The organism is Bradyrhizobium sp. SZCCT0148, assembly GCF_018129985.1.
GTDB lineage: Bacteria > Pseudomonadota > Alphaproteobacteria > Rhizobiales > Xanthobacteraceae > Bradyrhizobium > Bradyrhizobium japonicum_H.
The window spans coordinates 149,524-164,821 of record NZ_JAFCKT010000013.1; the positions used below are offsets into that span (position 1 = coordinate 149,524).

16 protein-coding genes and 2 pseudogenes are annotated in these 15,298 nt (G+C 64.3%); 16 read left to right on the forward strand and 2 right to left on the reverse strand.

Annotated elements, in window-relative coordinates:
- The first annotated feature begins 20 nt into the window (after nucleotides 1-20).
- The 13 genes and pseudogenes from JQ580_RS28270 to JQ580_RS28330 form a co-directional block, all read left to right on the forward strand.
- Nucleotides 21-1,067: an ABC transporter substrate-binding protein gene (locus JQ580_RS28270; RefSeq protein WP_212283768.1), complete on the forward strand. Its 1,047-nt coding sequence runs from the start codon at nucleotides 21-23 to the stop codon at nucleotides 1,065-1,067.
- Between the two features lie 18 nt (nucleotides 1,068-1,085).
- The gene (locus tag JQ580_RS28275; RefSeq protein WP_249134487.1) at nucleotides 1,086-1,949 is read left to right on the forward strand and encodes an ABC transporter permease; all 864 of its coding nucleotides are present in this window, start codon (nucleotides 1,086-1,088) and stop codon (nucleotides 1,947-1,949) included.
- Nucleotides 1,946-2,734 carry an ABC transporter permease gene (locus JQ580_RS28280; protein ID WP_212283770.1) on the forward strand — a complete coding sequence of 263 codons (789 nt, stop codon included), beginning with the start codon at nucleotides 1,946-1,948 and terminating at the stop codon, nucleotides 2,732-2,734. Before JQ580_RS28275 ends, JQ580_RS28280 begins: the two co-directional genes overlap by 4 nt.
- Nucleotides 2,735-2,833: 99 nt before the next feature.
- Nucleotides 2,834-3,157 (forward strand): hypothetical protein, encoded by a 324-nt coding sequence (locus tag JQ580_RS28285; protein WP_212283771.1) that lies wholly within the window; start codon nucleotides 2,834-2,836, stop codon nucleotides 3,155-3,157.
- A 322-nt stretch (nucleotides 3,158-3,479) separates the two neighbouring features.
- Nucleotides 3,480-3,872 (forward strand): DUF2231 domain-containing protein, encoded by a 393-nt coding sequence (locus JQ580_RS28290; RefSeq protein ID WP_249134498.1) that lies wholly within the window; start codon nucleotides 3,480-3,482, stop codon nucleotides 3,870-3,872.
- On the forward strand, nucleotides 3,869-5,212 hold the full coding sequence (locus JQ580_RS28295) for a PQQ-dependent sugar dehydrogenase (RefSeq protein WP_212283775.1): 1,344 nt from the start codon (nucleotides 3,869-3,871) through the stop codon (nucleotides 5,210-5,212). Before JQ580_RS28290 ends, JQ580_RS28295 begins: the two co-directional genes overlap by 4 nt.
- A gap of 3 nt (nucleotides 5,213-5,215) precedes the next feature.
- A complete protein-coding gene (locus JQ580_RS28300; protein WP_212283777.1) occupies nucleotides 5,216-5,431 on the forward strand; it encodes a hypothetical protein in 216 nt (71 codons plus the stop codon).
- Between the two features lie 27 nt (nucleotides 5,432-5,458).
- Nucleotides 5,459-5,629 (forward strand): hypothetical protein, encoded by a 171-nt coding sequence (locus tag JQ580_RS28305; protein ID WP_212283779.1) that lies wholly within the window; start codon nucleotides 5,459-5,461, stop codon nucleotides 5,627-5,629.
- A gap of 121 nt (nucleotides 5,630-5,750) precedes the next feature.
- The gene (locus JQ580_RS28310; protein WP_212283781.1) at nucleotides 5,751-6,947 is read left to right on the forward strand and encodes an MFS transporter; all 1,197 of its coding nucleotides are present in this window, start codon (nucleotides 5,751-5,753) and stop codon (nucleotides 6,945-6,947) included.
- Nucleotides 6,948-7,137: 190 nt separating this feature from the next.
- Complete coding sequence (locus tag JQ580_RS28315; protein ID WP_212283783.1) at nucleotides 7,138-8,367, forward strand: CaiB/BaiF CoA transferase family protein; 1,230 nt, start codon at nucleotides 7,138-7,140, stop codon at nucleotides 8,365-8,367.
- A gap of 223 nt (nucleotides 8,368-8,590) precedes the next feature.
- The gene (locus JQ580_RS28320; RefSeq protein WP_212283785.1) at nucleotides 8,591-9,466 is read left to right on the forward strand and encodes a beta-keto acid cleavage family enzyme; all 876 of its coding nucleotides are present in this window, start codon (nucleotides 8,591-8,593) and stop codon (nucleotides 9,464-9,466) included.
- 104 nt (nucleotides 9,467-9,570) lie between these two features.
- Nucleotides 9,571-9,786 (forward strand): hypothetical protein, encoded by a 216-nt coding sequence (locus JQ580_RS28325; protein ID WP_094895426.1) that lies wholly within the window; start codon nucleotides 9,571-9,573, stop codon nucleotides 9,784-9,786.
- A gap of 99 nt (nucleotides 9,787-9,885) precedes the next feature.
- Nucleotides 9,886-10,272: pseudogene (locus JQ580_RS28330) on the forward strand (RidA family protein); the annotation flags it as partial.
- Between the two features lie 10 nt (nucleotides 10,273-10,282).
- On the opposite strand, the gene JQ580_RS28335 reads toward JQ580_RS28330, so the two are convergent.
- Complete coding sequence (locus JQ580_RS28335; RefSeq protein WP_212283787.1) at nucleotides 10,283-10,945, reverse strand: TetR/AcrR family transcriptional regulator; 663 nt, start codon at nucleotides 10,943-10,945, stop codon at nucleotides 10,283-10,285.
- 223 nt (nucleotides 10,946-11,168) lie between these two features.
- Here JQ580_RS28335 and JQ580_RS28340 point away from each other — a divergent pair, with 223 nt between their 5' ends.
- On the forward strand, nucleotides 11,169-12,404 hold the full coding sequence (locus JQ580_RS28340; RefSeq protein WP_212283789.1) for an acyl-CoA dehydrogenase family protein: 1,236 nt from the start codon (nucleotides 11,169-11,171) through the stop codon (nucleotides 12,402-12,404).
- Between the two features lie 153 nt (nucleotides 12,405-12,557).
- A complete protein-coding gene (locus tag JQ580_RS28345; protein ID WP_212283790.1) occupies nucleotides 12,558-13,616 on the forward strand; it encodes a phosphotransferase family protein in 1,059 nt (352 codons plus the stop codon).
- A 124-nt stretch (nucleotides 13,617-13,740) separates the two neighbouring features.
- Here the strand turns inward: JQ580_RS28345 and argE are convergent, their stop codons facing one another.
- A complete protein-coding gene (gene argE, locus JQ580_RS28350) occupies nucleotides 13,741-14,913 on the reverse strand; it encodes an acetylornithine deacetylase (protein WP_212283792.1) in 1,173 nt (390 codons plus the stop codon).
- A gap of 195 nt (nucleotides 14,914-15,108) precedes the next feature.
- Between argE and JQ580_RS28355 the strand changes: the two are divergent.
- Nucleotides 15,109-15,298: pseudogene (locus JQ580_RS28355) on the forward strand (hypothetical protein); the annotation flags it as partial.

Genomic DNA, 15,298 nt, shown 5'->3' on the forward strand with positions numbered 1-15,298 from the left:
TTCCTTTGGAGGAGGCGAGGATGACGATGAAGCAGAAGTTTGGAATGGGCTGCGCGCTGCTCGGCGCAATCGGATTTGCGGGTGCGGCCGATGCCGCCGACCAGATCACCTTCGTCTCGCAAGGCGGCGCCTACCAGCAGGCGCAGACGGTGGCGATCCTGGATCCCAGCGCCAAGAAGCTCGGCATCACCATCAACCAGGACTCGATTCCCGACGCCTGGCCTGCGATCAAAACCCAGGTCGGCAGCGGCAAGCCGATCTGGGATGTCGTCGACACGCCCACCGGCAACTGCCTGCGTGGCGGCGAGCAGGGGCTGATCGAGAAGCTCGACTTCTCGAAGATTCCGAACGGCGCGGCGATGCCGGAGGCCTATCGCAGTCCCTATTCGGTCTCCTACGAGTTCTATTCCAGCGTGCTGTCCTACAGCCAGAAGACGTTCCCGAAGGACGCGCCGAACAGCTGGGCGGATTTCTGGGACGTGAAGAAATTCCCCGGCCGCCGCGCCCTGCGCAACCACCCGTTCGCCACGCTCGAGGCCGCATTGATGGCCGACGGCGTCGCGCCCGACAAGCTCTATCCGCTCGACGTCGATCGCGCCTTCAAGAAGCTCGAGGAGATCAAGCCGCACATCACGGTGTGGTGGACTTCGGGGGCGCAGTCGGCGCAACTGCTCAACGACGGCGAGGTCGACATGGAGATGGCCTGGAACGGCCGAGTCAGCGCGGTCGCCAAGGAAGGCGCCAAGGTTGCCTTCACCTATAACCAGGGCGTCCTTCAGAGCACCTCGCTCTGCATCCTCAAGGGCGCACCGAACCTCGACACCGCGGTGAAATTCCTCAACGAGGCCGTCGATCCCGTGCACCAGGCCAATCTGCCGCTCCACATCGACTACGGCCCCGGCAACCCGAAGGCGTTTGAGACCAACGTGATCAAGCCCGACCGTGCCGCGCAATTGCCGAGCGAGCCGGCGAACGCGGCCAAGCAGGCCCTGATGTCCTACGCCTGGTGGTCATCGCCGGCCGGCGAAGCCGCCGAGAAGCGCTGGGCATCGTTCATGCAGAAGTGAGACGAGGCAGCGTTGACGATGACAGTGTCCGATCCATCGCAAAAGCATCAGCGCCGCGAGCACTGGCTGATGCTGGCGCTGGTGTCGCCGGCGCTGCTCGTGATCTTGCTCTTGATCGTGCTGCCGGTCGGCTGGCTCGCTTGGCAGTCGATCTACCATGACGGATTCACGCTGGAGAACTACCGGCGTGTCTTCACCGAAGACATCTACTGGCGAAGCTTCGCGCTGACCTTCGAGATCAGCCTCGCTGTCACCTTGATCGCTCTGCTGCTCGGCTATCCCGTGGCCTATCTCGCCAATTCGGTGCCGAAGGGCTGGAGCATCCTGATCCTGTCGCTGGTCGTGCTGCCGTTCTGGACCAGCGTGCTGGTCCGCGCCTATGCTTGGTTGGCGCTGCTCCAGCGCAGCGGCGTGATCAACCAATTCCTGCGCTATTTCGACGTGATCTCCGAGCCACTCGCTCTGGTCCACAACAGTTTTGGTACGGTGGTAGCGACCGTGCACATCCTGCTGCCGTTCATGGTGCTGCCGCTCTATGCCACGATGCAGAAGATCCCCGGCGATCTCATGCAGGCCGGCGCCAGCCTCGGCGCGAGCCCGTCGCTGACATTCTTTCGCGTGTTCCTGCCACTGTCGCTGCCCGGCGTGCTCGCCGGCTGCACGATGGTGTTCGTGCTCTGCCTCGGCTTCTACATCACGCCGGAGCTGCTCGGCGGCGGCCGCACCGTGATGGTGTCCATGCTCGTGAGTCGCAACGTCGAACTCTATAACCAGTTCGGCGCGGCCAGTGCTGTCGCCGTTGTCCTGCTCGTGAGTGTGCTCGCGATCTTCTTCGTCGTCAGCCGCTTCATCTCGCTCGACCGCGTGCTGGGGCAGAAATGATGCGCATCTCGGCCGCACGGATTGCCCTGTATGTGATCAGCGCGCTGGTCCTGGTCTACCTGATCCTGCCCGTTCTCATCATCGCGCCGATCTCGTTCTCCAGCGCGCGCTTCCTGACTTTCCCGCCGCCGTCGTTCTCGACGCGCTGGTATCAGCAATATTTCACGAACCCGGCCTGGATGCAGGCAACGCGCGTGACGCTGACGGTTGCGCTGTTCACCGTCGTGATCGCGACACCGTGTGGGGTGGCTGCTGCCTATGCCATCAGCCAGTCCAAGCTGCGCATCATGCGCGTCGTCCATATGACGCTGCTGCTGCCGCTGGTGGTCCCGATCATCATCACCGCGGTCGGAATCTTCTTCGTCTACGCCAAGGTCGGCCTGGTCGCGACCTTGCCCGGCCTCGTGCTCGCCAATGTGATGCTGGGCTTGCCTTATGTCGTCATCTCGGTGCTGGCGGGCCTGCAGAGTTTCGATCCGGCGCAGGAGATGGTTGCGCGAAGCCTCGGCATGAACCGTTTGCGCAGCTTCTTCGCGGTAACCCTTCCGCAGATCAAGTCCAGCGTGATCGCCGGCGGCATTTTTGCTTTCATCTCGGCAATGGACGAGACCATCGTGGCGCTGTTCATCTCCGGCGGCCAGTACCAGCCGCTGACCAAGCGCATGTTCACTGCGCTTCGAGACGAGATCGACCCGACGATTGCAGCGATATCGACGCTGATGACTGCGGCCTCGTTCCTCCTGGTATTGCTCGCAACCACCCGGCAAGGGAGGAAGGCGGGCTAACTCCTGCGCTGACGGCCGGCCGCGCCGGGCCTGATCCAGGTCAATGTCACTTGCGCGGCATGGTCTATTCGTTGGTTGTAACTGCGGGACAACCACGACATGACCGACAAGCCGATCGATTGGACGCCGGATCTGACGCTGCCGACCTCCAAATCCACCGTCCAGCACTTCACCGCAAAGGCCGGCGGTGACCGCCTGGAGATTGACACCACCCCTTGGGGTGAGGCCGATCTCACCGTCAACGGCCAGTCGCTTGCTCACATCGCGGCGGCACCGAGCGCAGGGGAGGCGTTTCGGGCACTCGAGGCAATCGCGGAGGGCTTCGAAGCCGGCAAGGATGCGCGCCTGGATCAGGCGATCGAGGATGACGAGGTCCGTGAAAGGCTGGGTCTGACGCGCGTCGGCGGCGCTCCTGGGCACTGAGAACGCTGATGTCGCCGTCGGGATGACGGAGGCAAGCGCGGTGAGGGCCCATCGTCATCCGGGCCGCGGTCCTTCTATTGGTCTCACGCCACGAGACGCCGTCGAGCTTGCAGGCAGGACCTAAGGCGGCACGGTCGCCCAGGCTGTTTCGTCGTCGGTCGATGCGCGTTGGGTTTGCGGGGGCCGCACGCGCCCTAGGAACCATCAGACCACGCATGAGTTTCTCGCTCGGGCAGGACCGAAAGCCACACGAGGCCAAACCGTGCGAGAAGACGTGCGCGTGCGCACCACCGCTGAAATCGCGGGTCATCCAATTCATCCGATGCTGGTGCCGATCCCGATCGCGTGCTTCATCGGGGCGCTTTTGACCGACATCGCCTATGTCGCCAGCGCCGAGATCATGTGGGCGGATTTCTCCGCCTGGCTTCTGCTCGTCGGCGTCGTGTTCGGCGTGCTGGCCGCGATCGCGGGCCTCACCGATTTTCTCGGCAACCGCCTGGTGCGTGCGCAAGCGCCGGCCTGGCCCCATCTGATCGGAAATGTCCTGGCGCTGGTCCTGGCGACCGTGAACACGCTCGTTCACGCCCGCGATGCCTGGACCTCGGTGTGGCCGACCGGGCTCATTCTCTCCGTGATCACCGTCCTGATATTGCCCGTCACGGGATGGCTCGGCTGGGCCATGGTCTATCGCCACGGCGTTGGAGTTGCGCGATGATGTCGAAGCTGTCCCGCGCGCTGCTCTGCTCCTCCGTGCTGCTCCTGGCCGGCTGCGACGACGGCAGCGGCGATCCCAAGGCGCAGATCGGCGCCAACCCGAAACTCCCCGACATCCAGCAATATCTGCTGCCGCCCATGCACATCGCGCGCATCGTCGGATGGAAGAAGGACGAGACGCCCACCGTCGCCGAGGGTCTGCAGGTCAAGGCGTTTGCCACCGGCCTGCAGCATCCGCGCTTCGTCTACGTGCTGCCCAATGGCGACGTGCTGGTGGCGGAATCCAAGGCGCCGAAGGGCGCAGGGATCAAGCGCCCGAAGGAGATCGTCATGGGCTACATCGAGTCCTGGGCGACCTCGGGCGGCAACGATAACGGGCCGGGCAATCGCATCACGCTTCTGCGTGACAGCAATGGCGACGGCGTGCCGGATACGCAAACCGTCTTCCTCGACCAACTCAATTCGCCGTTCGGCATCGCGCTCGTCGGCAACGAGCTCTACGTCGCCAATGCCGATGCGATCCTCAGATTTCCCTACACCGAGGGCGACACCAGGATCACCGCGCCGGCCACGGTGCTCACACCGCTGCCGGGCGGGCCGATCAACCACCATTGGACCAAGAGCCTGGTGGCCAGCCCCGACGGTTCGAAGCTCTATGCCGGCGTCGGCTCCAACAGCAATATCACCGAGAACGGCATGGAGGCCGAGCACAACCGCGCCGCCATCCTTGAGGTCGACCGTGCCAGCGGACGCTGGCGCGTGTTCGCAAGCGGCCTGCGCAATCCCAACGGGCTGAGCTTCGAGCCCCAAACCGGCGCTCTGTGGACGGTGGTGAACGAGCGCGACGAACTCGGGCCCGATCTCGTTCCCGACTACATGACCTCGGTGAAGGACGGCGCCTTCTACGGCTGGCCCTACAGCTATTACGGCCAGCACGTCGATCCCCGCGTCAAGCCGCAGCGGCCGGATCTGGTCGCCAAGGCGATCATGCCGGATTATGCCCTGAGCTCGCATGTCGCTCCGCTGGGGATGGTGTTCTCCACCGGCACGAGCCTGCCCGCCGCCTATCGCGGCGGCGCCTTCGTTGGCGAGCACGGCAGTTGGAACAGGCAAGTGCTGAATGGCTACAAGGTCGTCTACGTCCCGTTCGAGGGCGGCAAGCCGTCAGGGCCGGCGCAGGACGTCGTGACCGGCTTTCTTAACAGCGACAACAAGGCGCGCGGCCGTCCCGTCGGCGTTGCGCTGGACAAGAGCGGAGGGTTGCTGATTGCGGACGACACCGGCAACACCGTCTGGCGCGTCACCGCCGCCCATCCCCAACTCACGCAGCGTCAGGAGTGATCAATGAGCCTTGCACAATATGCCATCGTTGCCGTCGAGGACGAGTGGGGCGTGCTGCACGACGGAGACGTCAAGAACAGGTATGCCACCAAAGAAGCAGCGTTCGAGTCCGCGGTGTTGGCCGCGACGTTGGCGATTCGGCAGGGACATGAAGTTCACGTCAGCGTCCCCGGCCGCCTGGAAGGCGAGGGCACGCTGGGCTTCAAGGCGGCACCCTAGAGGGGCCACCGAACAAGGAGGAACGCGATGACCAAGTCTCCTGAGCCGAACGGCGTCGAGCCATCCCGTTCCGAGGACGACATCCAGCGCGAACAGCTAGGTCCCCGCGGCGTCCCCGGTGCACCCGATCCGGCGAAGATGACGCCGCAGCGCGAGAAGAAGACGCCGAAACACGTCGATCCCGGCCATACAGCTTGAGGACGGCTGCTCTGCGGCGGACGCAGCAGTGCCCACCCCGACCGACATTCCTGTGACCTCAATCTGCAGGTAATAGGTACTTGTTGGCGCAATCTGCGCCGCCGGGCAGGCGACGTTTGGAATGCGGTTCTTGAAATCTGACAGCAGGCTGATCGGCGTCCTGCTGGTGCTGGCGATCACGCAGTTGGTCGGATGGGGCACGATCGGGCTACCAGCCATTGTCGGGCGCGATCTCGCCGCCGATCTCGGCATGAGCCTGCCTGCCGTGTTTGCCGGGACATCCGTTCTCTACGTCTCGATGGGCCTGTGCGCGCCGTGGCTCGCCAGGTCCTTTGCGCTGCATGGCGCGCGAAAGGTCATGATGGTCGGCACGGTCGTCACCGTCCCGGGCTTCGTGCTGCTGTCGCTTGCGCGCGAGCCGATGCTCTATTTCGCTGCCTGGATCATCCTCGGCATCGCGGGCAGCGCCACGCTCTCGACCGGCGCCTATATCATGCTGAACGAGATCGCCGGGCGACAGGCTAAGAACGCGATCGGCGCCTTGATGCTGGTGACGGGCCTGTCAAGCAGCATCTTCTGGCCGACGACCTCGTTTCTCAGCGGGCACCTCGGCTGGCGGGGGACGTGCCTCGTCTATGCCGCGATGATGCTCGTTGTCAGCCTGCCGCTCTATGCGTTTGCACCGCGCCGGAAGATCGCGGGGAATGCTGGCGGCGAGCCGGTCAAGGCGTCACCGCCCGCGATTCCGAGGAGCACCTTCGGCCTCGTCGTCGCCGCGATTACGCTCAACGCCTTCGTCAATTTCGGCATCAGCGCCATCATGATCGAGCTGTTGCGGGCAGAGGGGCTCACGCCCGCGCAGGCCCTCCTCTTCGGCTCGATGCTGGGCGTGATCCAGGTCAGCGCCCGCGGGCTCGATCTCCTCGGCGGCGGGCGATGGGACGGGATCACGACGGGGCTCGTCGCGGGCACGGCGCTGCCCGTCGCCATGCTGCTTCTGATGCTGAGCGAGGGCGCGACCTGGGCAGTCGCGGTCTTCATCCTGCTCTATGGCGCCGGCAGCGGCGCGATGGCGGTGGCGCGCGCCACGATCCCGCTCGTGTTCTACGACCAGGCCGAGTTCGCCAAGGCGATGTCGATGATCGCGCTGCCCCTCAATCTCGCCTCCGCGATCTCGCCGCCACTCCTCGTCGGCCTGCTCACCACATTCGGCAGCCGCGGCGCGCTCGGTCTCACCCTGGTGTTCTCCTGCGCGACGGTGCTGATCCTGGTTCTGCTCGGACGGCGACGGCCGCAGGTGGCGGCGGCCGTGAGCTGAGCCCTCCGGGGGAAATATTCGCGGCGCGGAAAGTTGCGCGCAATAAGCGGCCCGGAGCCGGGGATGGCCGTATGTCGCCAATGCAGTGCTCAAGGCGCCAAAATAGTGTATCCGCTGGGGAGCGCGGCCAGCTTGGAGCTGCCGCGCCAAAATCAGTTCTAAGATGATCAGTTCCCCGGAGGAAATCGACATGTCGGCCCTGCCGCTCTCAGGCATCAAGATCCTTGACCTCACCCGCGTGCTTGCCGGACCCCTGTCGGCCCAGATGCTGGGCGATCTCGGCGCGGAGGTGATCAAGATCGAACGGCCGGGCACCGGCGACGACGCGCGCGCCTTCGGGCCGCCTTACCTCACCGACCCCGAGGGCAAGGCCAACAACAACAATTCCTTCTACCTCTGCGCCAACCGCAACAAGAAGTCCGTCACCGTCAACATCGCCAAGCCCGAGGGGCAGGCGATCGTCCGCGAGCTCGCCAAGGACGTCGACGTCTTCATGGAGAACTACAAGGTCGGCGACCTCAAGCGCTACGGCCTCGACTACGAGGCCATCAAGGCGATCAACCCCGGCATCATCTATTGCTCGGTGACCGGTTTCGGCCAGACCGGCCCCTACGCACCCCGTGCCGGCTACGACGCCATCCTGCAGGCGATGGGCGGCCTGATGAGCGTCACCGGTCATATGGACGGCGAGCCGGGCGAGGGCCCGATGAAGGTCGGCCCGTCGATCGTCGACTACATGACCGGCATGAACACCTCGATCGGCATTCTCTCCGCGCTCTACCATCGCGACGCCAATGGCGGCGAGGGCCAGCAGATCGACGTCTGCCTGTTCGATACCGTGATCGCGTCGCTGTCGCACTGGCTGCAGATCTATCTCGTCAACGGCAAGACGCCGCCGCGGCGCGGCACCTGGGGCAATGGCGGCATGCCGGCCGGCGTGTTCCGTTGCACCGACGGCGAACTGATGCTGGTGGTCGGCAATGACGGCCAGTTCCGAAAGACCTGTGCGGTACTCGGCGCGCCGGAACTCGCGAGCGACCCGCGCTTCATCAAGAACAACGATCGCGTCGTACACGGCAAGGAGATCATGGCGATCTTCGCCGGCCTGTTCCTGAAGCAGAAGGTATCCTATTGGCTGGAGAAGCTGGAGGAGGCCGGCGTGCCCTCAGGCCCGATCAACAATTTCGAGCAGGTGTTTGCCGATCCCCACGTCCAGTCGCGCGGCATGCGGGTGAAGACGCAGCACAAGTTCGAGCCCGAGCTGTCCCTGATCCGCAACGCGCTGACGCTCTCGGGCACCCCGATCACCGAATATCGCGCCCCGCCGCTGCTCGGCGAGCACACGCAGGAGGTCCTCGGCGGCAAGCTCGGCTATGATGCGGGCAAGATCGAGGATTTGAAGACGCAGGGGATCATCTGATTTCGACGAAGCGGCGTGCTTCTTCCCCTCTCCCCTTGTGGGAGAGGGTGGCTCGCCGCAATAGCGGCGAGACGGCTGAGGGGTTCTCGCCTCGAGAGACACGCCTGTTTGAACTTGCGGAGAGGACCCCTCATCCGGCGCTTCGCGCCACCTTCTCCCACACGGAGAGAAGGAAGAGGCGGCCGACACTCGTACTGATTTCGACAAATGAGGGCGACCCATCATGGCCGGCAAAACCATCATCACCTGCGCCATCACCGGCAATCTCACCAAGCCCGAGCAGTCGCCATACCTCCCGATCACGCCCGAGCAGATCGCGACCTCCGCGCTGGAAGCCGCCGAGGCCGGCGCGGCCATCGCCCACATCCATGTGCGCGATCCCGCCACCGGGCGGCCGTCGATGGAGATCGCCCTTTACCGCGAGGTGGTCGAGTTGATCCGCGCCCGCAACAAGAGCCTCGTCATCAACCTCACGACCGGCCCTGGCGGCCGCTTCGTGCCGTCGGTCGAGGATCCGCGTGTCGCCGGTCCCGGCACCACGCTGTTGCAGCCTGAGAAGCGCGTCGAGCACATCGAGCTGCTCAAGCCCGACATCTGCACGCTGGATCTCAACACCATGAATTCCGGCGGCGAGGTCGTGATCAACACCCCCCGCAATGTCCGCATCATGGCCGAACGGATGAAGGCCGCTGGGGTGCTGCCTGAAATCGAGCTGTTCGATTCCGGCGATTGTCACCTGGCGCGCGACCTGTTCGCGGACGGCACGCTGACGGGGCCGGGCCTGTTCTCGCTCGTGCTCGGCGTGAAATACGGTTTCTCGGCGACGCCGGAGACGATGTTCTATGCCCGCAGCCTGCTGCCGCCGGGCGCGATCTGGTCCGGCTTCGGCATCGGCCGCGCCGAATTCCCGATGGTGGCGCAGGCCTTTTTGCTCGGCGGCCATGTCCGCGTCGGCATGGAGGACAATCTCTATATGTCCAAGGGCGTGCTGGCGAAGACCAATGCCGAGCTGGTCGCCCATGCCGCCGGCATCCTCAAGAGCCTCGGCGCGTCGGTTGCGACGGCGGCGGACGCGCGTGCGATGCTGGTGCTTGCCTGAGGCTTGCGCGCCATCCCCAGATAATCCCGGTCCGTAGTCGCACAGGCTTCCGCTTCGCGCCCGACTCTGATTCGATCTCTCCGCGAATGTCGGGAGGGAAGTGCATGTCCTACACGATCGGGTTTCAGGCCAAGGACCAGAAGGCAGTTCTGGCGACCGAGGCGGCTACGGCCAATCAAGCCGTCGCCATCATTGCCGCGCTGCGGCAAAGTTCGGACGAAATAAAGTTCATCCGCTCGCCGCAGGAAGGCGACATGGGCATCGAGATGCTGCTGCTGCTCGCCAAGGAAGAGGCCGAGGAGATGCCGCAGCGGGCCTGAGCCCGCGGCCACAACCACACTTCGGTTCAAAGCGAAGCATGCCGGCTGCAGACCAATGTAGTGAGGCATCAGTCTCGTTCGCACCGAAGGTGGCCGCCCATGAAACGCGAAGCGCTTCGCGTCGAGCCGATCTCGTCCTTTCTCGACCGTCGCAACGCGCCGGTCTCGCCGGTGACGCGCGCCGGCAACATGATCTTCGTTTCAGGCCTGCCGCCGTTCGACCCGGAGACGGGCGAAATCGCGCAAATGCCGATCGAGCGGCAGAGCGAGATCGTCATGGAGCAGATGAAGCTGTGCCTCGAGACGGCCGGCGCGAGCCTCGACAATGTCATGAAGTGCAATGTCTACTGCACCTCGGCGAAGCATTTCGCCGTGTTCAACGCCGTCTATGCGCGCCATTTCCCGAAAGACCCGCCGGCGCGGATCTTCGTCTGCACGCCGGAATGGTTCGGCCCCTTCGACGTCGAGATCGATTGCATCGCAATGACGTGCGGGACTACCGCGCCGCCACTTTCGCCGGCGCCTTTGCCTCACTCCGCCCCGCCGTCAGTGCCATCGTCGCGACGTTGACGACGCGCGCGACGACGTCCTCGACGTCGTCGAGATCGCATTTGCCTTCCGACAGCTTCGTCAGCCGCTCGCTTTCGCGGATGGTGTGGTGCGCCATCGCGAGCGCGAAGTTCAAGCCCCAGTAGATATCCACGTCGCTGCGGTCGGGCAGGGCGCGGCGCATCGCGCCTGCGAATTTGCGCAAATGGTCGATCTCGCGGTTCTTGATGCGGCGGATCGGCGGCACGGATTCGATCGAGGCGCGGATCATGAAGCGCGCCGCGGTCGAGCGCTGGTTCTCGGGGCCAAGGCAGCCGCGCAAGGTCGGCCCGACGAGGGCGTGCAGGATAACCTCGATCGGCGCGCGACCGCCGCCTTCTTCCTCCGCCGCCTTCAATTCCCGCAGGCGCTCGCGGTTGGTGGCGATCGAGCGGGTGACGAATAACTCTGCGATCAGTTCATCCTTCGAGCCGAAATGATAGTTCACCGCGGCAAGGTTGACTCCGGCCTCCGCGACGATGTCGCGCAGCGTCACGTCGCCGAAGCCGCGATCGGCATAGAGCCGTTCGGCGGCGGCGAGAATGGCAGACCTCGTATGATCGCTGGCCATGGATGTCCCTGAGGGGAGGGAGTTGCAATTCAAACAGTTGTATGAAACTATCGTTTGAAGGTCGGAGATGTCAATCCGCAATCGGGACTCGCTCGCAACTCGCGAAACCGGTTCCGAGCTGTCCGCGAGCACGCTTGCGGGCTGCGCGCGACGGGATGACAGTCCGGCGCAAAACAGGTTGCTGAAGCAGACAGCTTCGCAAGAGAGAAACGAGGAGCGTCCCATGGATTTCGATCTGTCCCCCAAGCAGAAGGAATGGCTCGACCGCGTGCAGTCGTTCATGACCAAGCACGTGCGTCCGGCGGTGCCGATTTATAACGAGCAGGACAAGGCCGGCGATCGCTGGAAGGTCATCCCCATCCTGGAAGACCTCAAGAAGAAGGCGAAAGCCGAAGGCCTCTGGAACATGTTCATGCCGCCGAACGAGCATGAGGACGATGAATTCCGCGGTGCGGGACTGACCAATCTCGAATACGCGCTGCTGTCGGAGCAGATGGGCCACATCTCCTGGGCCTCGGAGGTCTTCAACTGCTCCGCGCCCGACACCGGCAACATGGAAGTGTTCATGCGCTATGCCACCAAAGAGCAGAAGCGCAAATGGCTGCGGCCGCTGATGGACGGCGAGATCCGCTCGGCCTTCCTGATGACGGAACCCGCGGTGGCCTCGTCGGACGCCACCAATATCGAGACCCGCATCGAGCGCGACGGCGATCACTACGTCATCAACGGCCGCAAATGGTGGTCGTCCGGCGTCGGCGATCCCCGCTGCAAGATCGCGATCCTGATGGGCAAGACCGATTTCAACGCGGCCAAGCACCAGCAGCAGTCGCAAATCCTGGTTCCGCTCGACACCCCCGGCATCAAGGTCGAGAAGATGCTGCCGGTGTTCGGCTTCGACGACGCGCCGCACGGCCACGCCCAGGTGCTGCTCGAGAACGTGCGCGTGCCCAAGGAAAACATCCTGTTAGGGGAGGGCCGCGGCTTCGAGATCGCGCAGGGCCGCCTCGGTCCCGGCCGCATCCATCACTGCATGCGCACCATCGGCAAGGCCGAGGAAGCGCTGGAGAAGATGGTCAAGCGCCTGATGTCACGCACCGCCTTCGGCAAGAAGATCGTCGAACATAGCGTGTGGGAGCAGCGCATCGGCGAGGCCCGCACCAACATCGAGATGACGCGTCTGCTCTGCCTCAAGGCCGCCGACATGATGGACAAGGTCGGCAACAAGACCGCGCAGGCCGAGATCGCCATGATCAAGGTCGCGGCGCCAAACATGGCGCTGAAGATCATCGACGAGGCGATCCAGGCCTTCGGCGGCGCGGGCGTGTCGGACGAGGCAGGCCTTGCCAAGGACTACGCCGGCATTCGCACGCTGCGGCTCGCCGACGGTCCGGACGAGGTGCACAATCGCGCCATTGCCAGGCTCGAGGTTCGGAAGTATGCCAACTCTCCCAATCACTGACACGAGGGAGAGCCCAGCGGCGCTCCCGACGTGAAGAAACGACAGGGGCATGGTCCACATTCGGAATGACCGCTTGACGCAAGTGCGTCAGCGGTTACCGATTAGGATCATGCTTCGACCGTAAATGGTCAGGACTGAAGAGGGAGCGTCATCGTGGCTGACGGCGTCAGGAAAGACGAAGAGTTCTCCGGCACCAAGCCGGTCGAGGAACGGCATCGTATCGACGAGATGCGGCTCGAAGCCTGGATGCGCGACAATGTCGAAGGCTTCGAGGGGCCGCTGGTCGTGCTCCAGTTCAAGGGCGGCCAGTCCAACCCGACCTACCGGCTGAACACGCCGACGCGCTCCTACGTTATGCGCAGGAAGCCGTTCGGCAAACTGCTGCCCTCGGCGCATGCGGTCGATCGCGAATATCGCGTGATCGCAGCGCTCGGCAAGCAGGGTTTCCCGGTCGCGCACGCCTATGCGCTGTGCCAGGACGATGGTGTCATCGGCGCCGCCTTCTACATCATGTCGATGGAGGAGGGCCGGGTGTTCTGGGATCCGACGCTGCCGAGCCAGGCTCCGGAAGATCGCCGCAAGATCTTCACCAGCAAGATCGAGACGCTGGCGAAACTCCACATGTACGATCCCGCGGCGATCGGCCTCGGCGAGTTCGGCAAGCCCGGCAATTATTTCGCGCGCCAGATCGACCGCTGGACCAAGCAGTATCGGGCTTCGGAGACGCAGCACATTCCCGAGTTCGAGAAGGTCGCCGAATGGCTGCCGCGCACGGTGCCGGAGCAGGCCCGTGTCTCCGTGGTGCACGGCGACTATCGCCTCGACAACATGATTTTCCACGCAACGGAACCGCGCGTGCAGGCGGTGCTGGACTGGGAGCTGTCGACGCTCGGCGATCCCATGGCCGACTTCACCTATCTGCTGATGCAGTGGATCATGCCGGGTCTCGAAGGCGCCGACCTCAAGGCGCTCAACATCCCGAGCCTGGAAGAAGCCGCGCAGATCTATTGCAACGTCACCAAGATGACGGTGCCGGATCTCAACTGGTACTTCGCCTACAATCTGTTCCGCCTCGCCGGCATCACCCAAGGCATCGCCGGCCGCGTCCGCGACGGCACCGCCGCCAACGCCAAGGCGCTGGAGTCAGCCAAGCGCACCGTGCCGCTGTCGAAGGCGTCGTGGGAGTACGCGCAGAAGGCGGGAGCGGTTTAGGATTAGTGAAGGCGCGGCGATGGCCGCGCCTTTTTGCTTTGGTGCACCTCTCTCGTGTCCCGGACGCGCTGCAACGCGAAGCGTTGCTGCGCAGAGCCGGGACTCAGCCAACCGCGAACGCCATCTAACCCTTCACACAATGCGCGATCAGCTTCTCCACGAAGCCCGCGCACTTCTCCAGCTCCGCCATCTCCACGAACTCGTCCGGCGTGTGCGCCTGCGCGATCGATCCGGGGCCGATCACCACCGACGGCACATCGGCCATGCTGGCAAACAGGCTCGCCTCGGTGCCGAACGCGACCTTGGCGTGGTCGTTGCGGCCCGCGAGGCTCTTGGCGAGCGTGACGATCGCGGCATCGGCGGCGGTGTCGAGGGCGGGGTAGTCGAGGATCTCCTCGAAATCGATGCCGCAGTCGGGATGCTGCGCCTTCATCGCCGGCTCGAGCTCGGCCTTGGCCCAGGCGACAATCGCATCCGTCACCTCGCGCGACTCGGTGATGCCGATGCCGCGGCATTCGAAATCCACCATGCAGGTGTCGGGCACGATGTTCAGCGCCGCGCCGCCATGCACGATGCTGGTGAGCAGTGTCGAATGCGGCACGTCATAGAGGCTGTTGCGCTCGGCTTCGCTGGCAAGCTTCACGGCGCGGCGGCGGATCTCGACGATCAGCTCGGCGGCGTATTCGATCGCGTTGACGCCCTCGGGCGCGATCGATGAGTGTTTGGCGAGGCCATGGAATGTCGCGCGCACGCCGTGCTTGCCCTTGTGGCCAATGATGACCTTCATCTCGGTCGGCTCGCCGATGAAGGCGCCGAGTGGCTTGACCCTCTTCTTGGCGACCTCGCCGAGCATCGGCCGCACGCCGACGCAGCCGATTTCCTCATCGTACGAAATCGCCAGATGGATCGGCGTCGTGAGCTTGGCCTCCACCATCTCCGGCACCATGGCAAGGCACACCGCGACGAAGCCCTTCATGTCGGTGGTGCCGCGGCCGTAGAGCTTGCCGTCGCGCTCGACCAGCTTGAACGGATCGTGGCTCCACTCCTGACCCACCACAGGCACAACGTCGGTATGGCCCGACAGCACCAGGCCCGGACGGTCCGCGGGGCCGATCGTGACCCACAGCGAGGCCTTCTGGCCGGTCGCATCGGTGATACGCTCGCTCTTGACGCCCAGCGCGGCGAGGTAGCTTTCGATATGGGCAATCAGGGGCAGATTGGTGCGGTCGCTGACGGTATCGAAGCCGACGAGGTCGGCGAGGAGTTTGCGAATCCGGTCGGGTCTTGAGCTCTGCATTGTCTCGTTCTGTCAGGGGATGGAAGCTGAAGTGCTTGCAGGAACCATACCAACGTGAGGTCTCCGGAGGCAAATCAACACCGCCGCCGTCAGTCCGGGGCGATGTACAGCCTCGAGCCAGGATTTATCGGCCCGCCTCAAGCGCTGCGAAATGGATTCCGGGCTAGCGACTCCGTCGCGCCGGGAATGACGAGGGTGGCTACCATCCTTGCGTTGCCCGACAGGCAAAACACCCAATTGGTTGGTCAATCCGCGTCGCCCAAAATATTCCACTTTACCGAATTTCGGAAACGGCGTATGTGTCGCCTCAACCCGGCCCAAGGAAGAGGGGCGTATCGCGATCGTCCGAACGCGGGCCGGGCGGCGGTGGACGCAGATCGCATCG